At 55.3% G+C, this 23,889-nt stretch carries 26 protein-coding genes, 1 pseudogene and 1 other annotated feature (1 of these 28 running past the window's edge); of the genes and pseudogenes, 14 read left to right on the forward strand and 13 right to left on the reverse strand.

Annotation, left to right across the window (positions count from 1 at the left end):
* Nucleotides 1-115: 115 nt before the first annotated feature.
* The 6 genes from AC6I77_RS07910 to spy all read left to right on the forward strand — a co-directional run bounded on the left by AC6I77_RS07910 (nucleotide 116) and on the right by spy (nucleotide 7,004).
* A complete protein-coding gene (locus AC6I77_RS07910; protein WP_003848361.1) occupies nucleotides 116-1,336 on the forward strand; it encodes an aspartate aminotransferase family protein in 1,221 nt (406 codons plus the stop codon).
* Nucleotides 1,333-2,364 (forward strand): arginine N-succinyltransferase, encoded by a 1,032-nt coding sequence (astA, locus tag AC6I77_RS07915; protein ID WP_003848360.1) that lies wholly within the window; start codon nucleotides 1,333-1,335, stop codon nucleotides 2,362-2,364. Before AC6I77_RS07910 ends, astA begins: the two co-directional genes overlap by 4 nt.
* Nucleotides 2,361-3,830, forward strand: a complete 1,470-nt coding sequence (astD, locus tag AC6I77_RS07920) for a succinylglutamate-semialdehyde dehydrogenase (RefSeq protein WP_078804349.1) — start codon at nucleotides 2,361-2,363, stop codon at nucleotides 3,828-3,830. Before astA ends, astD begins: the two co-directional genes overlap by 4 nt.
* Nucleotides 3,827-5,155, forward strand: coding sequence for an N-succinylarginine dihydrolase (astB, locus tag AC6I77_RS07925; RefSeq protein ID WP_003848358.1), 1,329 nt, complete (start codon nucleotides 3,827-3,829; stop codon nucleotides 5,153-5,155). Before astD ends, astB begins: the two co-directional genes overlap by 4 nt.
* A gap of 50 nt (nucleotides 5,156-5,205) precedes the next feature.
* A complete protein-coding gene (gene astE, locus AC6I77_RS07930) occupies nucleotides 5,206-6,201 on the forward strand; it encodes a succinylglutamate desuccinylase (protein ID WP_105099238.1) in 996 nt (331 codons plus the stop codon).
* A 308-nt stretch (nucleotides 6,202-6,509) separates the two neighbouring features.
* Complete coding sequence (gene spy, locus AC6I77_RS07935; RefSeq protein ID WP_003848356.1) at nucleotides 6,510-7,004, forward strand: ATP-independent periplasmic protein-refolding chaperone Spy; 495 nt, start codon at nucleotides 6,510-6,512, stop codon at nucleotides 7,002-7,004.
* Between the two features lie 73 nt (nucleotides 7,005-7,077).
* Here spy and cho read toward each other — a convergent pair whose 3' ends face one another.
* The 5 genes and pseudogenes from cho to AC6I77_RS07960 form a co-directional block, all read right to left on the reverse strand.
* Complete coding sequence (gene cho, locus AC6I77_RS07940) at nucleotides 7,078-7,938, reverse strand: excinuclease Cho (RefSeq protein ID WP_039660501.1); 861 nt, start codon at nucleotides 7,936-7,938, stop codon at nucleotides 7,078-7,080.
* A 66-nt stretch (nucleotides 7,939-8,004) separates the two neighbouring features.
* Nucleotides 8,005-8,894 (reverse strand): annotated as a pseudogene (yddG, locus tag AC6I77_RS07945) (aromatic amino acid DMT transporter YddG).
* 60 nt (nucleotides 8,895-8,954) lie between these two features.
* Nucleotides 8,955-9,779 carry an NAD(+) synthase gene (nadE, locus tag AC6I77_RS07950; RefSeq protein WP_008926176.1) on the reverse strand — a complete coding sequence of 275 codons (825 nt, stop codon included), beginning with the start codon at nucleotides 9,777-9,779 and terminating at the stop codon, nucleotides 8,955-8,957.
* Between the two features lie 133 nt (nucleotides 9,780-9,912).
* Nucleotides 9,913-11,100, reverse strand: coding sequence for a multidrug effflux MFS transporter (locus tag AC6I77_RS07955; RefSeq protein ID WP_003848351.1), 1,188 nt, complete (start codon nucleotides 11,098-11,100; stop codon nucleotides 9,913-9,915).
* Nucleotides 11,101-11,175: 75 nt separating this feature from the next.
* A complete protein-coding gene (locus tag AC6I77_RS07960; protein WP_181162206.1) occupies nucleotides 11,176-11,349 on the reverse strand; it encodes a hypothetical protein in 174 nt (57 codons plus the stop codon).
* A 49-nt stretch (nucleotides 11,350-11,398) separates the two neighbouring features.
* Here AC6I77_RS07960 and osmE point away from each other — a divergent pair, with 49 nt between their 5' ends.
* Nucleotides 11,399-11,734 carry an osmotically-inducible lipoprotein OsmE gene (gene osmE / locus AC6I77_RS07965; protein ID WP_003848350.1) on the forward strand — a complete coding sequence of 112 codons (336 nt, stop codon included), beginning with the start codon at nucleotides 11,399-11,401 and terminating at the stop codon, nucleotides 11,732-11,734.
* Between the two features lie 65 nt (nucleotides 11,735-11,799).
* On the opposite strand, the gene AC6I77_RS07970 is transcribed toward osmE, so the two are convergent.
* The 6 genes from AC6I77_RS07970 to hxpB form a co-directional block, all read right to left on the reverse strand.
* Nucleotides 11,800-12,207, reverse strand: a complete 408-nt coding sequence (locus AC6I77_RS07970) for a DUF6515 family protein (RefSeq protein WP_039660377.1) — start codon at nucleotides 12,205-12,207, stop codon at nucleotides 11,800-11,802.
* A gap of 188 nt (nucleotides 12,208-12,395) precedes the next feature.
* A complete protein-coding gene (locus tag AC6I77_RS07975; RefSeq protein ID WP_003848346.1) occupies nucleotides 12,396-13,787 on the reverse strand; it encodes an L-cystine transporter in 1,392 nt (463 codons plus the stop codon).
* A gap of 151 nt (nucleotides 13,788-13,938) precedes the next feature.
* The gene (locus AC6I77_RS07980) at nucleotides 13,939-14,529 is read right to left on the reverse strand and encodes a metal-dependent hydrolase (RefSeq protein ID WP_003848345.1); all 591 of its coding nucleotides are present in this window, start codon (nucleotides 14,527-14,529) and stop codon (nucleotides 13,939-13,941) included.
* A gap of 140 nt (nucleotides 14,530-14,669) precedes the next feature.
* Nucleotides 14,670-15,431 (reverse strand): 2-dehydro-3-deoxy-D-gluconate 5-dehydrogenase KduD, encoded by a 762-nt coding sequence (kduD, locus tag AC6I77_RS07985; RefSeq protein WP_003848343.1) that lies wholly within the window; start codon nucleotides 15,429-15,431, stop codon nucleotides 14,670-14,672.
* 16 nt (nucleotides 15,432-15,447) lie between these two features.
* The gene (kduI, locus tag AC6I77_RS07990; protein ID WP_008926179.1) at nucleotides 15,448-16,284 is read right to left on the reverse strand and encodes a 5-dehydro-4-deoxy-D-glucuronate isomerase; all 837 of its coding nucleotides are present in this window, start codon (nucleotides 16,282-16,284) and stop codon (nucleotides 15,448-15,450) included.
* Between the two features lie 174 nt (nucleotides 16,285-16,458).
* Nucleotides 16,459-17,127 (reverse strand): hexitol phosphatase HxpB, encoded by a 669-nt coding sequence (gene hxpB / locus AC6I77_RS07995; RefSeq protein ID WP_003848339.1) that lies wholly within the window; start codon nucleotides 17,125-17,127, stop codon nucleotides 16,459-16,461.
* Nucleotides 17,128-17,272: 145 nt separating this feature from the next.
* On the opposite strand from hxpB, the gene AC6I77_RS08000 reads away from it, so the two are divergent.
* A complete protein-coding gene (locus AC6I77_RS08000; protein WP_003848337.1) occupies nucleotides 17,273-17,809 on the forward strand; it encodes a YniB family protein in 537 nt (178 codons plus the stop codon).
* A gap of 12 nt (nucleotides 17,810-17,821) precedes the next feature.
* Here AC6I77_RS08000 and AC6I77_RS08005 read toward each other — a convergent pair whose 3' ends face one another.
* The gene (locus tag AC6I77_RS08005) at nucleotides 17,822-18,715 is read right to left on the reverse strand and encodes a fructosamine kinase family protein (RefSeq protein WP_008926180.1); all 894 of its coding nucleotides are present in this window, start codon (nucleotides 18,713-18,715) and stop codon (nucleotides 17,822-17,824) included.
* 78 nt (nucleotides 18,716-18,793) lie between these two features.
* Nucleotides 18,794-19,114: a type V toxin-antitoxin system endoribonuclease antitoxin GhoS gene (gene ghoS / locus AC6I77_RS08010; protein WP_003848334.1), complete on the reverse strand. Its 321-nt coding sequence runs from the start codon at nucleotides 19,112-19,114 to the stop codon at nucleotides 18,794-18,796.
* A 351-nt stretch (nucleotides 19,115-19,465) separates the two neighbouring features.
* On the opposite strand from ghoS, the gene AC6I77_RS08015 reads away from it, so the two are divergent.
* The 6 genes from AC6I77_RS08015 to pheM all read left to right on the forward strand — a co-directional run bounded on the left by AC6I77_RS08015 (nucleotide 19,466) and on the right by pheM (nucleotide 23,823).
* Nucleotides 19,466-20,227 (forward strand): DUF481 domain-containing protein, encoded by a 762-nt coding sequence (locus AC6I77_RS08015; RefSeq protein ID WP_003848331.1) that lies wholly within the window; start codon nucleotides 19,466-19,468, stop codon nucleotides 20,225-20,227.
* Between the two features lie 247 nt (nucleotides 20,228-20,474).
* Nucleotides 20,475-22,403, forward strand: a complete 1,929-nt coding sequence (gene thrS / locus AC6I77_RS08020) for a threonine--tRNA ligase (protein ID WP_078804353.1) — start codon at nucleotides 20,475-20,477, stop codon at nucleotides 22,401-22,403.
* A gap of 3 nt (nucleotides 22,404-22,406) precedes the next feature.
* Nucleotides 22,407-22,958 (forward strand): translation initiation factor IF-3, encoded by a 552-nt coding sequence (gene infC / locus AC6I77_RS08025; protein WP_033732471.1) that lies wholly within the window; start codon nucleotides 22,407-22,409, stop codon nucleotides 22,956-22,958.
* A 99-nt stretch (nucleotides 22,959-23,057) separates the two neighbouring features.
* Nucleotides 23,058-23,255, forward strand: coding sequence for a 50S ribosomal protein L35 (rpmI, locus tag AC6I77_RS08030; protein ID WP_004157374.1), 198 nt, complete (start codon nucleotides 23,058-23,060; stop codon nucleotides 23,253-23,255).
* Nucleotides 23,256-23,299: 44 nt separating this feature from the next.
* The gene (gene rplT / locus AC6I77_RS08035; RefSeq protein WP_003853267.1) at nucleotides 23,300-23,656 is read left to right on the forward strand and encodes a 50S ribosomal protein L20; all 357 of its coding nucleotides are present in this window, start codon (nucleotides 23,300-23,302) and stop codon (nucleotides 23,654-23,656) included.
* 117 nt (nucleotides 23,657-23,773) lie between these two features.
* Nucleotides 23,774-23,889, forward strand: a sequence feature (Phe leader region) (it continues 10 nt past the right edge of the window).
* Nucleotides 23,779-23,823, forward strand: coding sequence for a pheST operon leader peptide PheM (gene pheM, locus AC6I77_RS08040; protein WP_106120997.1), 45 nt, complete (start codon nucleotides 23,779-23,781; stop codon nucleotides 23,821-23,823). It overlaps the preceding feature by 45 nt.

The raw sequence follows: 23,889 nt of genomic DNA on the forward strand, positions 1-23,889 counted from the left end.
ATTCTCTGGCTGGCACGTTAACTGCACTCTACAGTAGGGCAGCATTACAACATCTTTTAACAATTTTAAAACATAAGCTTTACCCAGCCGGTAAAGTCACGCAGGAGAATGGGTTATGGCACTGCACGTTTCACGTCACGATTTCGATCAATGGATGATGCCGGTTTATGCACCTGCGACCTTTATACCGGTTCGCGCGGAAGGCTCCACCGTCTGGGATCAAAACGGCAAGGATTATATCGACTTTGCTGGTGGCATTGCCGTCAATGCGTTAGGACATGCGCATCCGGCTTTACAACAGGCGTTGCAGGACCAGGCCGCACGGTTATGGCACACCGGGAATGGCTACACCAACGAACCGATCCTGCGGCTGGCGAAACAGTTAATTGACGCCACTTTTGCTGACCGTGTGTTCTTCTGTAACTCCGGCGCGGAAGCGAATGAAGCAGCCCTGAAACTGGCGCGTAAAGTGGCGCATGACCGGGTCGGCCCGCATAAAAGTGGCATCGTGGCGTTCAAAAATGCGTTTCACGGACGCACCCTGTTTACTGTGTCAGCCGGAGGGCAGCCCGCTTACTCCAAAGATTTTGCACCGCTGCCGCCAGAGATTCAGCATGCGCCATTTAACGATCTGGCCGCTGCGGCTGAACTGATTAATGACCACACCTGCGCGGTGATTGTTGAACCGATTCAGGGTGAGGGCGGCGTGTTGCCTGCCGATCCGGCGTTTCTCCGCGGACTGCGTGAACTTTGTGATAAGCATCAGGCCGTGCTGATTTTTGATGAGGTGCAGAGCGGCGTTGGCCGCACCGGCTCGCTTTACGCCTACATGCATTATGGTGTCACGCCGGATGTACTCACCAGCGCTAAAGCGCTGGGCGGCGGCTTCCCGATTGGTGCGATGCTGACCCGCGAAGATCTCGCAATGGTGATGGGCGTTGGCACCCACGGCACCACTTATGGCGGCAATCCGCTGGCGGGTGCGGTGGCCGGTAAAGTGATGGAGCTGATCAATCAGCCTGAAATGATGACCGGTGTCACACAACGTCACGCGTGGATTGTTGCGGCACTGGATGAGATCAACCAGCGTCTGCATCTGTTTAAAGAAGTGCGCGGTCTGGGGCTGCTGATTGGTGCCGTACTGAGCGACAACTTTGCCGGTAAAGCGAAAGAGATCAACCTGGCCGCCGCTGAGATGGGCGTGATGGTGCTGATTGCCGGTGCCAACGTGGTGCGTTTTGCCCCGGCACTGAATATCAGCGAGCAGGAAGTGAAGCTGGGCATGGCTCGCTTTGCCGAGGTGTGTGAGCGTCTGGTCCGAGGGTCCGCATCATGATGGTAATCCGTCCCGTTGAACGCGATGACTTAAGTCAGCTGATGGCACTGGCCGGCAAAACCGGTGGCGGTCTGACCTCGCTGCCCGTCGATAGCGCCACGTTACAGGCGCGTATTGATCGATCGCTGCAGACCTGGGAGGGTACGCTGCCCCGCGCTGAACAGGGCTATGTCTTTGTGCTGGCGGACAGCGAAGATAACCGCGCCGTCGGCATCTGTGCCATTGAAGTGGCTGTCGGCCTGCAGGAGCCCTGGTATAACTTTCGTGTCGGCACGCAGGTGCATGCCTCAAAAGAACTGAATGTCTATGCCGCGCTGCCAACCCTGTCACTGAGTAACGATCACACTGGCAGCAGTGAACTCTGCACGCTATTTCTCGATCCCGATTACCGTGACGGCAAAAATGGCCACCTGTTGTCGAAATCCCGCTTCCTCTTTATGGCTAATTTCCGTGAGCACTTCACGAATCGGGTTGTGGCTGAGATGCGTGGCGTCAGCGATGAGCAGGGGCATTCGCCATTCTGGGAGAGCGTGGGCAGCCGCTTCTTCTCAATGGAATTCAGCAAAGCCGATTTCCTCAGCGGCACCGGCCAGAAATCCTTTATTGCTGAGCTGATGCCGAAGCATCCGCTCTATATTGATTACCTGACGCCAGAGGCGCAGGCGGTCATCGGACAGGTACATCCACAAACGGCACCTGCCCGTGCTGTGCTGGAGGCGGAGGGCTTCCGCTACCTTAACTATGTCGACATTTTTGATGGCGGCCCGACGCTGGAGTGCGATATCGACCACATCCGCGCCGTGCGTAAAAGTCGTCTGCGCAGCGCTGAACGGGGTGAAAATCCGGCGGATGCGCCACTCTGTCTGGTTGCCAATAACAATTACCGCCAGTTCCGTGTGGTGCTGATCCCGGCCCATGCCGACAGCGACAGCGTGCAACTGACGGATGAACAGATGCGAGCGCTCCACTGTCAGCCGGGCGACAGCCTGCGCGTAGTGACGCTCTGCAAAGAGGAGAAAACAGCATGACGCACCTGATAAAGGGAGAATGGGTAGACGGTGACGCGGAGGTCCTGACGAAAGCGGATCCGGTCAGCGGCGAGACGTTATGGCAGGGCAAGGCGGCATCAGTCGCACAGGTCACGGCAGCCTGTGACGCGGCGCGCGCTGCCTTTCCGGGCTGGGCCAGACGCCCGCTGGCGGAACGGCAGGCGATTATTGAGAAATTTGCGGCCGGGCTTGAGGCTCACAAAACAGACCTGGCAGAAACCATTGCCCGTGAAACCGGCAAGCCACGCTGGGAAGCACTGACCGAAGTCGGTGCGATGATCAACAAAATTGGCTTTTCGGTGAAGGCGTACCATAGCCGCACCGGTGAGCAGCATGAGGGCGAAAGCTCGCTGCGCCATCGTCCGCACGGCGTGCTGGCGGTATTTGGCCCTTACAACTTCCCCGGCCATCTGCCAAACGGTCATATTGTTCCGGCGCTGCTGGCGGGCAACTGCGTGGTCTTTAAACCCAGTGAACTGACGCCGCTGACCGCCGAAAAAACGGTTGAGATCTGGCTGGCTGCGGGTTTGCCTGCAGGTGTACTGGCGCTGTTACAGGGTGGTCGGGAGACCGGTCAGGCGCTGGCAACCTGCAGCCAGATCGATGGCCTGCTGTTTACCGGCAGCGCCCATACCGGCTATCAGCTGCATCGCCAGTTTGCCGGTCAGCCTGAGAAGATGCTGGCGCTGGAAATGGGCGGGAACAACGCCCTGATAGTGGAAGATCCGGCTGACCTGGATGCCGCCGTCAATATTACCGTGCAGTCAGCCTTTATTACTGCGGGTCAGCGCTGCACCTGCGCCCGGCGTCTGCTGGTTAAACGTGGTGATGCGGGCGATGTCTTTCTGCAGCGGCTGACAGAGGTGGCGGGGCGACTGCAGCCGGCCGCCTGGAATGCTGAACCGCAACCCTTTATGGGAAGTGTGATCTCTACCGGCGCGGCAGAGAAGATTATAGGTGAGTGGCAACGGCGGGTTGATGCGGGTGGCGAGGTGCTGCTGGCGATGCGCTGGCCGGATCGTCACAGTGCCATTCTTACACCGGGCATTATCGATTTAACTGGTGTGCAGGGCATCCCGGATGAAGAGGTCTTTGGTCCGCTGCTCGGCGTAATCCGCTATGACACCTTTGACGAGGCGATAGCGCTGGCGAACCAGACCCGTTACGGCCTGTCGTGCGGATTGATATCGCCTTCACGTCAGCAGTTCGATCAGCTGCTGCTGGAAGCCCGTGCCGGTATCGTCAACTGGAACAAACCGCTGACCGGCGCAGCCAGCACCGCGCCATTTGGTGGCATCGGCGCTTCGGGCAACCATCGCGCCAGTGCCTGGTATGCGGCTGATTACTGTGCCTGGCCAATGGCCTCACTGGAGACGCCGGACCTGACGCTGCCCGCCACATTGTCGCCGGGACTCGATTTCTCCGCGCCGGAGAAGCGCTCATGAAGGCAACCGAAGCCAACTTTGATGGGCTGGTAGGATTAACGCACCACTATGCCGGGCTCTCTTTTGGGAACGAAGCCTCGACCCGCAACCAGCTGCAGCCGTCGAATCCCCGTCTGGCGGCAAAGCAGGGGTTGCTGAAGATGAAAGCGCTGGCTGATATGGGCTACGTGCAGGGCGTGATCCCGCCGCACGAGCGACCCAACATTGCGGTGCTGCGTCAGCTCGGCTTTAGCGGCAGTGATGAGCAGGTGCTGGCGTCAGCCGGGAAAACCGCGCCGGGATTACTCTCCGCCGCCAGCTCCGCGTCGGCGATGTGGGTCGCTAATGCCGCTACGGTTTCGCCGTCCGCAGACAGTCTGGATGGCCGGGTTCACCTGACGGTGGCGAACCTGAACAACAAGTTTCATCGGGCGATAGAAGCGCCAGAAACCGCCTGGCTGCTGCGTTCCATCTTCCGCGACGATCGCCATTTTGCCGTGCACGATGCGCTGCCGCAGGTGGCGATGTTTGGTGATGAAGGGGCGGCTAACCACAACCGTCTCGGCGGTGCCTATGGCGAGCGCGGCGTGCAGCTGTTTGTGTATGGCCGCGACAGCAGCCACGAAGGCAAAGCGCCGCAGCGCTATCCGGCGCGGCAAACCCGTGAGGCCAGCGAGGCGATTGCCCGCCTTCATCAGCTCTCACCCGAAAGCGTACTGTTCGCCCAACAGAATCCTGCGGTGATCGATCAGGGCGTATTTCATAATGATGTGATTGCGGTCAGTAACCAGCAGATGCTGTTCTGTCATCAGCACGCCTTTGTTGATCAGCCTGAACTGCTCGCGCAGCTTCGGGCGCGCATCCCCGGCTTTGTCGCTCTGGAAGTGCCGGCAGACCGTGTCTCGGTGAAAGATGCGGTAGAGACTTATCTGTTTAACAGCCAACTGCTGAGCCGTCCCGACGGCACGATGATGCTGGTATTGCCGGAAGAGTCACGCCAGCATCCGGGTGTGTGGCGCTATCTGTGTGAACAGGTCGAGGCGGATACACCACTGAAATCACTGAAGGTGTTTGATCTACGCGAAAGCATGTATAACGGAGGGGGGCCAGCCTGCCTGCGTTTGCGGGTCGTGCTGACGCCAGAGGAGCAGCAGGCAGTAAATCCGGCGGTGCTGATGAACGATAACCTCTTCAGCACACTGAATAGCTGGGTTGACCGTCATTACCGTGATCGCCTGACCCAGGCCGATCTGGTCGACCCACAGTTGCTGCGTGAGGGACGTGACGCGCTGGATGAACTGACGAAGCTGCTAGACTTAGGAAATGTTTACGCATTTCAGCAGTGAAGCAGGAGGCAGCACAGTCTGCCGTCTGCTCAGGGCGCAAAGGAGGAATGATGCAGGACTTTTTACAGCAAACGCTTTCCGGCGAGGTGCCGCGTAAGCGTAGTGGTGAAACGGCGCATCTTCGCTGGCAGTGGTTGTATCACGGCATACTGTTGATGGAGCCGACGGTGCCGGTTAAACAGGCGCTGGTGCTCTCTGCCGGGATCCACGGCAATGAAACGGCCCCGGTAGAAATCGTAAACCAGCTGGTTAACCCGCTGTTGCGAGGCGAAAAGCCGTTACAGCAGCGCATGCTGGTCATTCTGGGTAATCCCTCAGCGCTGCGCGCCGGTAAGCGCTATGTGCGTTATGACATCAACCGGCTATTTGGCGGACGCTGGCAGCAGATTGATGACGGTGATGAGGCCCGCCGCGTGTTGCGGCTGGAGCAGGCGCTGGAAACCTTCTGGCAGTTGGGTGAGTGCGATGAGACGCGCTGGCACCTCGACATGCACACCGCCATTCGCGGCTCTTATCACCCTCAGTTCGGGGTGATGCCGCATAACGAGCGTCCCTGGCCGCCTGCATTTTTGGACTGGCTGGCCGCTGCCGGGCTGGAAGCGCTGGTGTTTCATCGCTCGCCGGGCGGTACCTTTACCCATTTCAGCTGCGAGCACTTCGGTGCGGCCAGCTGCACGCTTGAACTGGGCAAGGCGCTGCCGTTCGGCGAGAACGATCTCAGCCAGTTCAGCGCGGCGCAGCAGGCGCTGGCTTCTCTGCTCTATGGCGAAGCGATGCCTGCCGCGACGGTGAAACCGCGTCACTATCGGGTTGCGCAGCAGATCACCCGACTGAGTGAGCACTTTACGCTGCATATGTCGCCGGAAACGCTGAACTTTACCGCGTTTCCTCAAGGGACGTTGCTGGCGGAAGATGGTAATACGCGCTATTACGTGCAGCAGGCGCGGGAATATGTGCTGTTCCCCAATCCCAACGTGGCCGCCGGGCTGCGTGCCGGACTGATGCTGATTGAAGAGGGTGAACAGACTCAGGCGCTGCCGGTGTGATAACCGTTCTTACTGTTGCAGTTCATCGGCGCTAAAAAAATCGACAGGAAAGCGGGAGATCGCCTTCCGCTTTCCAGTCGTAACCATTACACTCCTCCATGATTTCTGCCAAATTCGCTTTAAATTCATAAACTTTTTCAATTCCTCACGCCTTTCTTCTTATTCTCTTCATGATTGCCCGTTTTTTATCTTTTATGCTTTCACGGCTTTACTCAGGCTCTGAGTAGTTGACGTTCAGCGTCGTATGCTTGTTTCCGAAGACGCGACAGAGTGCTGTCGTCATTATCATGAATTATAAGGACACTATTATGCGCAAACTGACTTCCCTTTTACTGGCTTCTTCGCTGGCGTTTGGTGCAGCCAGCGCCGTCCATGCAGCAGCAGATAACCTGACTCCACCGCCAGCGGGCAGCGAAAAGGCGATGCACAAACCGCCAATGCGCCACGGCATGGAGATGATGTTTAAAGGTCTGAACCTGACCGACGCGCAGAAAACCCAGATGCGCGACATCATGAAAGAGAGCCACAAAGAGATGAAACGTCCGTCACTGGACGAGCGTCGCGCGGCTCACAGCATTATTGCGTCTGACAGCTTTGACCAGAGCAAAGCCGAAGCGCAGGCAGAGAAGATGTCCGCCAACGCGAAAGAGCATGCGCTGAAGATGCTGGAAACCCAGAACAAGCTCTATAACGTGCTGACGCCGGAGCAGAAGAAACAGTACAACGCGAACTTTGAAAAGCGTCTGACTGAGAAAGCCCCGCACGACGGCAAAATGGCGCCCCCAGCAGAACCGGCTGAATAATATTCGTTAAGCGAACGGTCTGAGACCGCCGACGCTGTCCACTGAACGTGAGTGGGCAGCGTCGGCGGTTTTTTTATAGCGGAAGAATAGGGTAGACACCCGACAGAATCGGGCGGCAGAGGATTTTATAGCCGTCGTGATCAAAACCGCCTTTGGGCCGCTGGAGTTTTCTGGCCTCATCCATGCTGCTCACCGAACCGAGATAGAACCAGTGATCGATAACATGGATCTGCGTCATCTCTTTGCCTTCCTCCACCAGACCTACGGCACCCTGCCACGGCCAGCAGAAAACCCGCACATTTTCCAGTGCCTCCAGCAGCCGATCCTGATGGTCGCTGACCGGCTCTTTACCGCAACAGGCTCCGGCGCAACGACGCAGAGCCGAGCGGAAGCAGCCGCGTCCCGCACTCAGCGCTTCCAGACCCAGCAGCCCATGACAGAGCTGATACTCATCCGCCAGTTGCTTGAGCCGTTCCAGCGCCGCAAAGCGGCTGCGATAAAGTCCAAACAGGTTGGGTGACTGACTGAAATCGAGATCTTTTGCGTAAACCACATTCGGTTTGCCGTCGGTAATCTGCAGCGAACAGAGCTGGCGATTTTTGCGCAGTCGCTTATTGAACAGCGGCTGCTGGGTTTTGATCATCTGCGCTTCCAGCAGCAGCGCACCGAGATCGCCTGCTGTGGGGATCCAGCTTACGCGCCGTGACTGGCGCAGCATTTTCGCCTCGTCCGGCGTGCGGAAATGGGACATCACTCGCGAACGCAGATTGACACTTTTACCGATATAAAGCGGCAGTGACTCACTTTCGCCATGAAAGGTGTAGACGCCAGGATGATTCGGCAGGCCTTCCAGCCATTCACGCAGGTGTTCGGGATATTGATAAATTGTATTCGCGTCGGGTTCGGGGCGAAGAATGGCAGCACGTCTGACCAAAATGGACTCCATTTACTGGTTGTCCATACAGCATAACAGGCAGGTGAAATGATCGCCAGCTGTCTGTTAAAGACGCCGTGTCGCCAGCCAGCAAATCAGCGAGCCCAGTGTAATCATCGCAACGCCCTGCCAGAAAGCCAGCGGCGGCGTCAGACCCAGCCACAGCGATCCCAGCAGAGCCGACAGCACTGGCGTGAAGTAGGACGCGGTGGCCAGCAGCGTCAGATTGCCCTGCTGAATCCCTGATTCCAGGCGGAATAGGCGATAGCAGTGGAGAGGCCGACAAACAGCACCTCCATTATCGGTATCAGATCGAACGTTAACGGCACAGGACGATCGCTGAAGGCATATTTCAGCCACAGCGCCAGTGCGGTCAGTATAAAAAACAGCGTGACGCCGTTCGAGCCGCGGGCAAAACGGCGGGTAAGGTTGTTGTAGACCGCCCATGTCAGGGCGGCGATAAAGGCGAGTGCATAGGCGACAGGGTTGCGCAGTATATTCTGCCACAGTAGCGCGGGCGAACTGCTGCCACTGCCTTTCATCACCCAGACGATCCCCAGCAGCGACAGCAGCAGCCCTAGCCAGAGCCAGACACGGAAGCGCTGCTGATTAAACGGAATCGCCAGCACGATGGTCAGGCAGGGCCAGAGATAATTGATCATTCCCAGCTCCAGCGACTGGGTGCGATCGCTGGCCAGCCCGATAGCCAGCGCCAGGCAGATCTCGTAACCGACAAAGAGGGCACCGCCCAGCCACAGGTAGAGCGCGGGCAGTGCGCCAGGTCTGGGCAAACCGCGGGTCAGGCAAAGCAGGATCGCCGTGGTGGTGTAGATCAGCGCCGCGCCGCCAGTGGCACCGAAGGCTTCACTGACGCTGCGCAGCAGACCCACGGTGGTGCTCCAGAGCAAAATGGCGATAAGCCCGATGAGGGTAGCGCGCGAGACGGTGGGAGGCATGCAGCGTTCAACAAATTAAATGAGTGAAGCCTCCTTTGCCGGAGCAAAGGAGGCGCAGGATTACTTCCAGAAGTCGTCGAACACAGTGATCGGCGGACGACGTTTGTGCTCAGTTTTCAGATACCAGCCTTCGATAATACGGGCGTTGTCAGGATCGATGCTTTTGCCTTCCAGATAGTCATCAATCATCTCGTAGGTGACACCCAGCGCCACTTCATCCTGCAGGCCTGGACGATCATCTTCCAGATCGGCAGTCGGTTTCTTCAGATAAAGATGTTCCGGGCAGCCAAGATGCTTCAGCAGCTGTTTGCCCTGACGCTTATTCAGGCGGAAAAGGGGATTGATGTCAGTACCGCCATCGCCATATTTGGTGAAGAACCCGGTGACCGCTTCAGCGGCATGGTCGGTGCCGACCACCACCCCTTTGGTCATGCCGGCGATGCTGTATTGCGCCTTCATTCGCTCGCGCGCTTTTTCATTGCCGCGCACGAAATCAGACAACGTGATACCGGCATCTTTCAACGCGCGCTCACTGGCCAGCACGGACTCTTTGATGTTCACCGCCAGCGAACGGTCGGGCTGAATAAAGGCCAGCGCGTCCTGACAATCCTGCTCATCCGCCTGCACGCCATACGGCAGACGCACCGCAATAAAGGTGTAGTCGTTATCGCCGCTCTCCTGACGCAGCTCGCTGATCGCCGTTTGCGCCAGCTTGCCCGCAAGGGTTGAATCCTGACCGCCGCTAATCCCCAGCACCAGCGTTTTCAGTCCGCTGTGACGTTTCAGATAGGCTTTAAGAAAATCGACGCTGACACGCACTTCCTGGTCGGCGTCGATAACGGGCTTGACACCCAGTGCTTCAATAATTTCCTGCTGCAGTGACATGAACTTCTCCTCAGGTCAGTGGCCAGTCGGCTCGATGCGAACGTTTTAGTAAAGCTAACGTGCCGAAGCGAAAACAACAAGCTTAAGCGGCAACTGATTGCGGCTAAACGTTGCGAAATCAGTGAGTTTTTAATTACGACAGCGGTTTTTTCGCCAGCACGTTAAACATCAGAATCGCCATCATAAAGCAGCCAAAAATGGTGGCGCACATGCTCAGTACCGACGTGCCGCCAATGCCGGTGAGCGGCACGGTAATCGCACCCAGCGTGAACATGGTGACGCCAATGACTGCAGAGGCGCTGCCAGCACGGTGGCCCTGACTCTGCATCGCCAGTGACGAGGCAGTGGTAGCGATCACGCCGTTGCTGGCGATGGTAAAGAACAGCGCCAGCAGCAGCAGCGCTAACGGTGCGTGTAGTAGCGCGGCCAGCAGCAGCAGGCTAGAGGCGACAAAAGCCAGTGTCAGACCGCCTTTCAGCACCCGATATTCGCCCCACAACGGACAGAGGCGAGCGCTGGTCTGCGAAGCAATGATCAGGCCAAACCCGTTGGCCGCAAAGCAGAAGCTAAAGGCCTGGGGCGACAGGCCATAGAGCTGTTGCAGCACAAACGGCGAGGCACCGATATAGGCGAACATGCCGGACATCATAAAGCCCTGGGTCAGACAGAAGCCCATAAAGGGTCGATGAGTGACCACCTGACCGAGTGCCGCGTAGGCGGAGAAAATAGAGCCCTGGTTGCGGCGGGCTTCAGGCAGGGTTTCATGCAGCTTCCAGCGCGCCAGCAGGATCAGCAGAATGGCAATGCCGCCCAGTACCATGAAGATGCCGCGCCAGTCGACTATCGTCATCAGCACACCACCCAGTACCGGCGCGCCGACTGGAGCCAGACCGTTAACCAGCATCAGTAGCGCGAAGAAGCGCGTCAGCTCATGACCACTGTACATATCGCGTGCAATCGCCCGTGACAGCACCGCGCCGCCCGCCCCCGCTAATCCTTCAAACAGACGCGCCACCAGCAGTTGGTGGATGTCCTGCGCCAGCGCACAGCCGATTGAGGCGATAAACAGCAGTATCAGTGACAGGGTTAGCGGACGCAGGCGGCCGAATTTGTCACTCATCGGGCCAAACAGCAACTGCCCAAAGCCCAGGCCCAACAGACCGGCGGTCAGACTCAACTGCGCGGTCGCAGTTTCGGTGTGCAGATCCTGCGCCATTTGTGGCAGGGCTGGCAGATAAAGGTCGATACAGAGCGGGCCCAGTGCGGCCAGCAGGCCCAGTGTAATCGCATAAACCAGGCGGTCAGAGTGAGCAGGGGTCATTGTTCCTCGGGATAGTCAGCGATGGGTGAACAGAAGCGGGCATGACAAGCGAACAGCGTCCGAAAGGCGACAATCTCACCGCTCTGCGCGGATACCCATGAGGCAGAGGGTGTCTGAATCGGCGGGGCTATCCGGAACCTGTTTTGGCGGAAAGTATACGGCTGCATTGACAACAAAACAGCCTTCTTTACGAAATCCTGACATTTGATGCACCACTAATTGTTCCTCATAAACTTGATAAATCAGCATTTATGTTCCAGGCTTGTTTCCACATGGACAATAAATGAGGAACAACAAGATGAATAAAGTGATGGGATGTATCGCTGCGGCGCTGACACTGGCTGCACTGTCTGGTTGTACGACTTACGATCGCGCGGAAAGCTACGTGACTAAGCCAGTGGTAAAGGATGTTAAAAAGGGTATGACACGTGATCAGGTTCGTCAGATCGCGGGTGCACCTTCTACTGAAATCACCATGGTCCACGCGCGCGGCACCTGCCAGACTTATGTTCTGGGTCAGCGCGATGGTAAAGCACAGACTTATTTCGTGAGCTACAACGACACGGGCCGTGTGATGAACTACGGCTTCCAGAGCTGTGCGGAATATGATACCGACCCGCAGGTTCAGCAGTAAGTTTTCGTCTCTCTGAATAGTTAACGGCCCGTCATTTGACGGGCCGTTTTTCGTTGTGGCGCTGACTACAATCCTGCCGGGCGCGGCACCTCAACATAATCACCGTCTATCTGCCGCTGGTAGAAATGACCTGCCTGCACATAGAAGCGTTTGCCGTTAAAGTCGAGTACCCGCATCTCACTGCTGACCCGCGACTCTGCTGGCGGCTCTACCACCACATATTCATCGCCGTGGCGCTGATAGTAACTGCCATTGAGCAGGTAGTAGGTCAGTCCGCCGATCAGCACCGCCGTTGCGGCTTCAGGCAGAAAGCGAATCGGTCCAGGTCCGCCCCAGTGATGTCCGGGACCGACCCAGTGTGGATCCGGTCCGCCATGTCGACCCCATCCCGGGCCCCAGTCGCCAGGATGGGCGAAAGCCAGAGCGGGTGTCAGAAGCGTTAGCGTCAGAAGCGAGGCGATTATCTTTTTCATCAGGTGTTCTCCTCATAAGACTGGATGAAGAATTCGCCTTTTACCGGGCAAAGACAAGCACTAAAGCGCGGATTTTTCGCCTGTTTACCATGCTTAACGCTTTCTTAACGGCGTCGCCATCAATGGGAGAGATTATGGAGAAGAGAGACGGAAAAAACCTGGCGCGGGCGCGCCAGGTTTAAGGCAGATTAACGGTGCGCCAGCTCGGCGTTGTCGTCACTTTCCAGTACGCGTTTATCGGTCATGCCTAACCAGCGGCTGGTCAGGGAACCTGCGGTCATTGAACCGTTGACGTTCAGCGCTGTACGGCCCATATCAATCAGCGGCTCAATGGAGATCAGCAGCGCCACCAGGGTCACCGGCAGGCCCATCGCAGGCAGGACAATCAGTGCAGCAAACGTTGCACCTCCACCGACGCCGGCCACACCGGCTGAGCTCAGCGTGACTATCCCAACCAGCGTGGCAATCCACAGTGGATCAAACGGGTTAATCCCGACGGTTGGCGCAACCATCACGGCCAGCATGGTCGGATAAAGACCGGCACAGCCATTCTGGCCGATTGTGGCACCAAAGGATGCCGCGAAGCTGGCAATCGACTCCGGCACGCCAAGACGACGGGTCTGGGTTTCAACGCTCAGCGGAATGCTGGCTGCGCTGGAACGGCTGGTGAAGGCGAAGGTGATAACCGGCCACACTTTACGGAAGAAGCGCATTGGGTTGATACCATTAACCGACAGCAGCAGGGCGTGGACACCAAACATGATGGCCAGACCGAGGTATGAGGCGACCACAAAGCTGCCCAGTTTGATGATGTCCTGCAGGTTTGAACCGGCAACCACTTTAGTCATCAGCGCCAGCACACCATACGGCGTCAGCTTCATCACTAAACGCACCAGCTTCATCACCCACGACTGCAGCGTATCGATCGCCACCAGCACGCGCTGACCTTTCACTTCATCATCTTTAAGCAACTGCAGTGCAGCCACACCCAGGAACGCGGCAAAGATCACGACGCTGATGATTGAGGTCGGACTGGCGCCCGTCAGATCGGCAAACGGGTTTTTCGGGATAAAGGAGAGCACCAGCTGTGGCACGGTCAGGTCAGCCACTTTGCCGACATAGTTGCTCTGGATCGCACTGAGACGCGCGGTCTCCTGCACGCCCTGTACCAGACCTTCTGCGCTCAGACCAAACAGGCCGGTGACGAAGACGCCGACCAGTGCTGAGATGGCGGTGGTAAACAGCAGAACGCCGATGGTCAGCACGCTGATTTTTCCCAGCGAAGAGGCGTTATGCAGACGAGCGACCGCACTCAGAATGGAAACGAACACCAGCGGCATGACGACCATCTGCAGCAACTGGACATAGCCATTACCGACGATGTTAAACCAGCTAATCGACTCTTTAACCACTGCGCTGTTTTCGCCGTAGATCAACTGCAACACCAGGCCGAACAGTACGCCGATCACCAGACCGGTCAGCACTTTTTTCGACAGGCTCCAGTTATGACGGCTGAAGCGGGAGAGCAATACCAGCAGCACCACAAAGGCCACGATATTAAGCGTAAGAGGAAGGTCCATGCTGAAACTCCAGAGTAATGCGGCCTTCCGTCATGGGAAGGCCGCATAATGTTAATCACGAATTAAGACAGCAGGAATGGTAACAGCAGGTGCAGAGGGTGCCTTATATCCAAATGGCATGTTTTATAACTAAATGGCGTTTTGCGCGTTTTTATTGCGCAGTATGACTGGAAATTAATCGCCCTACGCCATTTTGTAGCGTATCGAACAGCTGAGATGGCCAGCCGTTTGCACCAAAAGATGGCATCCCTACCGGGAACCACAGTGCATAGCCTACCAGTCCCAGACACAATGCCCGCTCCAGCTGATTGCCCTTCTGGCTGCGCAGAATCGGCAGGCGGAAGCGCCAGCGGCAGGGCCACAGCAGCGGAACCCCGGCGGGCGTCAGCATATCGGCCACTATATGGCTCAGGTAGCCGAGCGTCAGACCCTGCAGCACATCCGGTGGAATCGGTGACGACTGAGGCAGGTTAATCTGAAAAAGCCATAAACCGGCGGCAATCGCCAGCAGACTGTGGGTAAATCCCCGATGGCCGAACGCCCGTGCAATAGGATGAGAGAGCCAGCTGAGTCGCTGTCCCAGCAGAGATTTAGGATGATCGATGTCGGGCAGCAGACAGGTCAGCAGGGCTGAGGGAACAAGATGCCACCAGTCGGCCTGTGCCAGCACGGGTGTCAGCTCAGCACGCTTGGCAAAAATAGCGCTGGCAATGGCAAAAATGATGTGGCCTTCGCCCGTCATGATAGAACCTGGTTACAAAGAAAACTGTCGATGCATCCAGTATAGGGATTTATCCAGTAAATGAGAACATGTGACGCTGTAACGAAGCGTGAATTTTATTAATAAAATGGACAGTGCCAGGACACTGCCCGTTGGGGAAATTAACGCGCCAGCCAGCCGCCATCGACGGCCAGGGTGTAGCCGTTGACATAATCAGACGCAGCAGAAGCCATGAAGACTATCGGGCCCATCATGTCATCAGGCACGCCCCAGCGTCCGGCCGGTATCCGGCCCAGGATCTCTTCGCTGCGGGACGCGTCATTTCTCAACTGCTCGGTATTGTTGGTCGCCATGTAGCCAGGTGCGATGGCATTGACGTTAATGCCATGCTTTGCCCACTCGTTTGCCATGAGACGGGTCAGGCCCATCACGGCACTTTTCGAGGCGGTATAAGAGGGCACCCGAATTCCGCCCTGGAAGGAGAGCATGGACGCGATATTGATAATCTTGCCGCCGTGTCCCTGTGCGATAAATTGACGGGCAACCTGCTGAGACAGGAAAAACAGGCTCTTGCTATTGATATTCATCACGTCATCCCAGTCCTGCTCGCTGAAGTCCAGGGCGTCTTCCCGGCGAATAATACCGGCATTATTGACCAGAATGTCAATTTTACCTGCAGCGGCCAGCGCCTGCTCAACCACAGAGGCTACTACGCTGGTCTGCAACAGATCGGCCTGCACCGGCCAGAAGCGGCGACCCAGCGCCTCCACCTTGCTTTGGGTGTCATCCGGGCCGTTACGGTTAACGCCGACAATATCGCAGCCCGCCTGTGCCAGACCCAGCGCCATGCCCTGACCTAAACCGGTGTTGCAGCCGGTTACCATTGCCACTTTACCTTCCAGGCTAAACGTATTCAGTACCATAGTATTTCTCCTCTGCTTAGCGCAGTTCACTGATTTTGACGTGATCCATGTCATCAAAGACCTGATTCTCACCCACCATGCCCCAGATAAAGGTGTAACGCTGGGTACCGACACCGGCGTGAATTGACCAACTGGGTGAGATCACCGCCTGCTCGTTATGTACCAGCAGATGACGGGTCTGCTGCGGTTGCCCCATCATGTGGAAGACGGCGCTCTCTTCGCTCATATCGAAGTAGAAATAGACTTCCATGCGACGTTCGTGGGTGTGGCAGGGCATGGTGTTCCACAGGCTGCCTTCATCCAGTTTGGTCAAGCCCATGGTGAGCTGACAGGTGGGCAGCACATCCGGCACGATGAATTTATGAATGGTTCGGCGGTTCGAGGTCGCGGCATCGCCCAGCGTGGCGGTAGCCGCCTCCTGCAGCGTGATTTTCCTGTCCGGGAAGGTGCTGTGTGCGGGTGCACTGTTGAAATAGAATTTGGCGGGCTGAGACGGATTCAGACTGCGGAACAGCAGGTTGCGGGCACCTTTGCCGATGTAAAGCGCCTCTTCGTGACCGATTTCCCACGCTTTACCGTCCACTTCCACACGCCCCGGTCCGCCAATATTGATCATGCCCAGCTCGCGGCGCTCGAGGAAATAGCTGACGCCCAGCTGTTTTCCCATTTCATCACCCATCGTCACGGGCGCGTTTACCGGCATGACGCCGCCAATGATGATGCGGTCGATGTGGCTGTAAGTCAGGGCGTAGTCATCGGCAGTGAAAATCGTTTCAATCAGGAACTCACGGCGCAACGCATCGGTGTCGAGTTGTTTAGCGTGATCGCTGTGAATGCTTTGACGAATGTCCATCTCAGGCCTCTCTGCAGGTCAGGTTTTTATGCCCCGAATGGGGACGCTTCGGGCATCTTAGGCAGAGTGGTACTGGAATTCAATAAAAATGAAACGTTGTTTTATTTTATTGCGAGTGAGATCAAGTGAGAAGATTGCCAGGCAAAAAAAAGCCCGCATCAGGCGGGCGGTTCTTCATCCCTGCAGATGCTGCAGGCTGAGCTGTGTCAGAGCATCCAGCCGGACATCCGCCAGCGCCCAGCGAGGGTCGTCACGGTGTTCAGCGGCGGGTACCACAATTGACCGCATACGCGCCGCTTTGGTGGCGATCATGCCGTTAAAGGAATCTTCCAGCGTGACACAGTTAAGCGGATCGATTGCCAGGCTGTCGGCTGCGTTGAGATAGACCTGCGGATGAGGCTTACTGTAGGGCAGGGCTTCTGCGGAAGAGAGCACATCGAAATAGTGGCGCAGATTGAACATCTCCAGCACCTGCTCAAGCATCCTGAGCGGTGAGGCTGAGGCAAGGCCGATTTTCAGTCCCTGTTCGCGGCACAGTTGCAGCGCCGTTTCCACGCCTGGCAGCAGGGGCCGCGTCTGATCCACCAGCGTCATCGCACGGGCAATAATACGGTCAGTAACCTCCTGCTGCGAAGGACCCTGCCAGGGCAGTGTTTCGTACCACATCCGTACAGTCTGATCGATGCGCAGACCCAGAGTGTCGGGCATTTCACTGCGACGTGACAGGTCAACATCCAGCGTTGAAAAGATATCCAGCTCAGCCTGATCCCACAGCGGCTCAGAATCGATCAGTAAACCATCCATATCAAACAGGGCGGCGAGGACAGGGCGGTGATACGGCATCAGAGTTCTCCTTATAAAGTCGGCTTTACCTTAACATCATTCTCTGCGGGCGCACTCTCTGCCCGATCGACCACGCTTTATTTGGGAAATTTCACCGTTGGCAGGTAGACTGACGGCAAATTGGATTCCAGGTTCAGGAGATATCATGACCTATCAACAGGCTGGCCGTATCGCCATCCTTAAGCGCGTGGCGGGCTGGGTGCTCTTTTTAGTGGCGCTGATGTCGACCATTATTTCTGTGCTGAGCTTTATGTTTAAGCACAGCGAAAAGCAGCCCGGCATTGATGCCGTTATGCTTGATTTCGTTCATGTCATTGTCGATATGCTGCGCTTCAATACGCCGTTCCTGAACGTTTTCTGGCATAACTCGCCGGTACCCGAATTTAACGGTCAGATGAACCTGGGCTTCTGGCTGATCTACATTCTGATTTTTGTCGGGCTGGCGCTGGAGTCGTCAGGCGCGCGGATGGGACGTCAGGCGCGTCACGTTAAAGAGGGCATTGAGGACCAGATGATTCTGGAACAGGCAAAGGGCCCGGAAGGGCGCACCCGTCAGCAACTGGAAGAGAAGGTGCGCGTCCCCCGCCACACCATCTTCCTGCAGATTTTCCCGCTTTATGTGCTGCCAGTGGTGATTGCGATAGCCGGTTATTTTGCACTGTCGCTGCTGGGTTTTATCTGACGGTAAACCTCGTCAGGCCGGCCTGGCCTGACTGTTGCCGAGTGCATCTTCATCCAGCAACTCGCCAATAGCGAACTGTGCATCGCCAGGCCAGTGCCCGCCAAACACGTTAGCCCGGTTCAGCAGATAGTAAAGCTGATAAACGGGCAGGCGCTGTGAAAACCCATCGGGTAACGGCCACACCGACTGATAACCGTCGTAAATCTGGCGGGGCAGGTCGGGGTACCAGCTTAGCATCGCTAAATCACATTCACGGTCACCCCAGTAGCAGGCGGGATCGAACAGCCAGGGGCCCTGGTCGCTGCTGGCGCAGTTAGCGGGCCAGAGATCGCCATGCAGCAGCGACGGTTGCGGATGATGGGACGCGAGCACCCGCTGCACGGAGGCGATAATCAACTCCGTATCGCCGTACTGAATGCCTTTTTCCGCCGCCAGCTGCAATTGCCAGCCAATGCGCTGTTCGGCAAAAAACACCGACCAGCGCCGCAGCCAGCTGTTAGGTTGTGGCGTGGTGGTAATATTATTGTCGAAATCCAGTCCGAACTGGGTCTGCTCGCTCCACTGGTGCAGGCGAGCCAGTTGCTGTCCCAACTGAAACGCGCTCTGTTCATCCAGCGGCTGTGGCCGGATATATTCCAGCAGCAGAAAGCTCTCCTCACGGTGATGACCCACACCATAGACTTTAGGCACCCGAACTGTGCCGGTGCGCGCCAGCAAGGCCAGCTGATCGGCTTCCCAGGTAAAAAGCGAAAGCATATCGCGGCTGTTACTTTTAACAAAGACGTCATGTTCACCGTAGCGGATATGCCAGGCAGGATGGATATCACCACCCGCAAGGGCGTGACGTTGAGTGATTTCGGCGTTGCCTAACTGCTCGCTTAACAGACGACTAATGGCTGACCACATTGGGCTATCCTCGTTATTCGCTGCGTAAGAACGATTGTATTGCCTAAATATTCACCAAAACGCGCACGATTGCACCTCTTATTCTGGCGCGGAGGTGGCGGGGCGAGAATCCGCCGTGTTGCGCAGATACTCTTCAACGGTCATGACAGTCACTTCAGGTTTCTGACCCAACGCGCTTTCACCGGCCGCCGTAACCTGTTGTCGCAGATCTTCAGCCTCCAGTGAACTGACAATGCCATAGCTGTTCGTTCCCAGCTCATGGGGGTGACCGTCGTTGTCAGTCAGCGTGGTGGTAAAACCGGCGGCGGTCATTGCGCTGGTCAGTTCCAAGATGTCACTCAATCCCGACTCCTGATAATGAAAGGTCACAATGTAGCGGGTTAAATCATTGCTGCTCATGCGGTACCTCCAGGGGAAAAGAAACTGAACTGAGCGTAGACCATGGCGAAAAATCAGGCGAATTATGAAGGAGATGCCGGGTATCGGACGTGACGCACAGCGTAAATCTGTGTAAGGAGCCAGGAGGATGATGAAAAATTCTTCTGCCGTTACGTCTGGCTTTTCATTTGTGCAGCACTATAATGCGCGACGTTAATAAGATGAGTCCCAATTAACAGGGGTTGTCAGGGCAATTCCAGGCATTTTGTGTAAGTTAATAATTTTTTACAAAACTTACCGTAAATTGCATTGAATGCCTGGCAAAACGCTTCAGACTCTCCGTTTTTTAAACAGTCGCACGGATCACATTTAATGAAAGCCTATAACAAGCTGTCTGCTGTTCTTTTGCTCTCCGCCGGAGCTTTTTGTCACCAGGCACTGGCCGATAACGCCGTATTTACATCAATGGATGACCCTTCTACCGCTAAAAAGCCATTTGAAGGTTCTGCTGCTGCGGGATACCTGGCGCAAACCGGTAACACGACCAGCTCATCCACAACGGCCCAGACCAATATGACCTGGTATCAGTCATCTATGGCATACAGCTTGTGGGGTAACGCAGCTAATACCTCTTCAAATGATGAGCGCTCTTCTGAGACCTACAACATTGGTGGTCGTTCACGTTACAACCTTAACTCGTATGACTACCTGTTTGGACAGGCGAGCTGGTTAAGCGATCGTTTCAACGGTTACGATTCACGCGACGTCCTGACTGCCGGTTACGGTCGTCAGATTCTGAATGGCCCGGTACACTCGCTGCGTGCGGAATTCGGTCCGGGCGTACGTTATGATGATTACCACGCCGGTGGCCATGAGACCAAGGCGCTGGGCTATGGCGCAGTCAGCTATCAGTGGCAGCTGACCGATACCACTAAATTCATTCAGGGTGTCTCCGTGCTGAGTACCTTCGGAGAAGACACCACGGTGAACTCCGAAACCGGTCTGCAGGTAGCGATTAACAGCCATTTCGCGCTGAAACTGGCTTACAACGTGAGCTGGAACAACCATCCGGCTGAATCTGCGCCGGATCGTACGGATACCAAAACCTCAATCATGCTCTCTTACGCCATGTAAGCGCATTTTTGCCTGGGGTGTATCCGGCGGCCTGACAGTGTGTCAGGCCGCTTTTTTTTGTCCTCTCCATGGCTTAGGGAAAAGGGGATGGGTTTTTCTCAACGGGGAAAACTGCTATTATCTGCCCCGCACTAAAATCCTGGCGACATTCCGACAATGTGGGTCTGATATCACGCCAGGTCACTCATTCTACATTACATTGCATGTAGGCTTTCGTGTGGCTTACCACTGCAAATAAGGATATGAAATGCCTGTAATTACGCTTCCTGATGGCAGCCAGCGTGTCTTTGACCGCCCCGTCAGTGTGATGGATATTGCGCTGGACATCGGTCCGGGTCTGGCAAAAGCCTGCATCGCTGGCCGTGTTAACGGTGAACTGGTTGATGCTGTCGATCCCATTACCGAAGATGCTGCTGTTGCGATTATTACCGCTAAAGATGAAGCGGGCCTGGAAATCATCCGTCACTCCTGTGCGCACCTGTTAGGGCATGCGATTAAACAGCTGTGGCCGGATACCAAAATGGCGATCGGTCCGGTCATTGATAACGGCTTCTATTATGATGTCGACATCGATCGTACCCTGACTCAGGAAGATATCGACCTGCTGGAAAAACGCATGCATCAGTTGGCTGAAACCAACTACGATGTGGTGAAGAAAAAGGTCAGCTGGCAGGAAGCACGTGACGTCTTTGCGGCGCGCGGCGAAATTTACAAGACCACCATACTTGATGAAAACATCAGCCATGACGATAAACCTGGCCTGTATCATCACGAAGAATATGTCGACATGTGCCGCGGTCCGCACGTGCCGAACATGCGGTTCTGCCATCATTTTAAACTGCAGAAGATCTCCGGTGCCTACTGGCGCGGCGACAGCAGCAACAAAATGCTGCAGCGTATTTATGGCACCGCATGGGCAGACAAAAAGCAGCTGGCAGCCTATCTGCAGCGTCTGGAAGAGGCGGCGAAGCGTGACCATCGTAAGATTGGTAAGCAGCTGGATCTCTACCATATGCAGGAAGAAGCACCAGGCATGGTCTTCTGGCATAATGACGGCTGGACCATCTTCCGCGAACTGGAAGTGTTTGTCCGCAGCAAATTAAAAGAGTACCAGTACCAGGAAGTTAAAGGTCCCTTCATGATGGACCGCGTCCTGTGGGAAAAAACCGGGCACTGGGAAAACTACAAAGAAGCGATGTTCACGACCTCGTCTGAGAACCGTGAATATTGCATCAAACCGATGAACTGTCCTGGGCATGTTCAGATCTTCAATCAGGGTCTGAAATCTTACCGTGACCTGCCATTGCGTATGGCGGAGTTCGGTAGCTGTCACCGTAATGAACCATCAGGTGCGCTGCACGGTCTGATGCGTGTACGTGGCTTTACCCAGGATGACGCGCACGTCTTCTGTACTGAAGAGCAGGTACGTGACGAAGTAAACAGCTGTATCCGCATGGTTTATGACATGTACAGCACCTTCGGCTTTGAAAAGATCGTGGTGAAGTTATCCACCCGTCCTGAGAAGCGCATCGGTACAGATGAAATGTGGGATCGTGCCGAGGAAGACCTGGCTGCCGCGCTGAACGAAAACAATATTGAGTTTGAGTTCCAGCCTGGCGAAGGTGCGTTCTACGGTCCTAAAATTGAGTTCACGTTGTATGATTGCCTTGATCGCGCCTGGCAGTGCGGCACAGTTCAGCTAGACTTCTCCCTGCCAAAACGCCTTGAAGCAACGTATGTGGGTGAAAACAATGATCGTCAGACGCCAGTGATGATTCACCGTGCGATTCTGGGATCAATGGAGCGTTTCATCGGTATTCTTACCGAAGAATTTGCCGGTTTCTTCCCAACCTGGCTGGCACCGCTGCAAGTCGTGGTAATGAATATTACCGATGGACAAGCGGAATATGTTGAGTCTTTGACGCGTAAGCTGCAGAATGCTGGCATTCGTGTGAAAGCAGACTTGAGAAATGAGAAGATAGGCTTTAAAATCCGCGAGCACACATTACGTCGCGTCCCTTATATGTTGGTCTGCGGTGATAAAGAGGTGGAAGCTGGCAAAGTTGCCGTTCGCACCCGCCGTGGTAAAGACCTTGGGTCGATGGATGTCGATGTGTTTGTTGCGAAATTGCAACAAGAGGTTCGCAGCCGAAATCTTCAACAATTGGAGGAATAAAGTATTAAAGGCGGAAAACGAGTACTACCTACGCGTCCGAACAAGATTAACAGTGAAATTCGCGCAACTGAAGTGCGCTTAACAGGCATGGATGGCGAGCCGATTGGCATTGTCACATTACGCGAAGCTTTGGAAAAAGCTGAGGAAGCGGGCGGCGACTTAGTCGAAATCAGCCCGAATGCCGAACCGCCGGTCTGCCGTATTATGGATTACGGCAAGTTCCTCTATGAAAAAAGCAAATCTTCTAAGGAACAGAAGAAGAAGCAGAAAGTTATTCAGGTCAAGGAAATCAAATTCCGTCCTGGAACCGATGATGGCGACTATCAGGTCAAACTACGCAACCTGATTCGCTTTCTGGAAGATGGCGATAAAGCCAAAATCACGCTGCGTTTCCGCGGTCGTGAGATGGCGCACCAGCAGATCGGTATGGAAGTGCTTAACCGCGTCCGTAAAGACCTGTGTGAAGATCTGGATTTGGCCATTGTCGAATCCTTCCCTTCGAAGATCGAAGGCCGCCAGATGATCATGGTGCTCGCTCCTAAGAAGAAACAGTAGGCTTTCAAGTAGCAGTAATCGCGCAACGCTTGCGTTGTGCGATTGTCTGTTCGCCTGTCTGGGTCATGTTATTAACAATGCGAAGTGGATATTTTTAAAATGCCAAAGATTAAAACTGTACGTGGCGCGGCTAAGCGCTTCAAGAAGACCGCTTCTGGCGGCTTCAAGCGTAAACACGCAAACCTGCGTCATATTCTGACTAAAAAATCTACTAAGCGTAAACGTCACCTGCGTCCGAAAGGCATGGTGTCTAAAGGCGATCTGGGTCTGGTTATTGCCTGCCTGCCGTACGCATAAGTAAATTTTTTTCTTTAATTCAGAATATTAAACAGGAGAGCTAAATGGCTCGTGTAAAACGTGGTGTAGTTGCTCGCGCACGTCACAAAAAAATCTTAAAACAAGCTAAAGGCTATTACGGTGCACGTTCACGTGTTTACCGTGTTGCTTTCCAGGCTGTTATCAAAGCTGGTCAGTATGCTTACCGTGACCGTCGTCAGCGTAAGCGTCAGTTCCGTCAGCTGTGGATCGCGCGTATTAACGCAGCGGCACGTCAGAACGGCATGTCATACAGCCGTTTCATCAATGGTCTGAAGAAAGCAGCCATTGAGATTGACCGTAAGATCCTGGCCGACATCGCTGTATTCGACAAAGTGGCATTCTCTGCACTGGTCGAAAAAGCGAAATCAGCCCTGGCGTAAGTCAGATGGAAAAGGGAGCTTGCTCCCTTTTTTATTGCCTGTAACTTACGCAAATGATTGACATTTTAGTCGCTGAGCATTTCAATAGTACCCCTGTATAGCATCACAAGGTAACCGCAAGCATGAATGCTGCTATTTTCCGTTTCTTTTTTTACTTTAGCGCCTGACATTCGGGGGCTTTTGCGCATAAGAGAAGAAACGAAAAATCGCGCTGAAAGCCTCCCTCGTGGAGG

The organism is Pantoea sp. X-Soil-ISGK-259, from assembly GCF_059730705.1.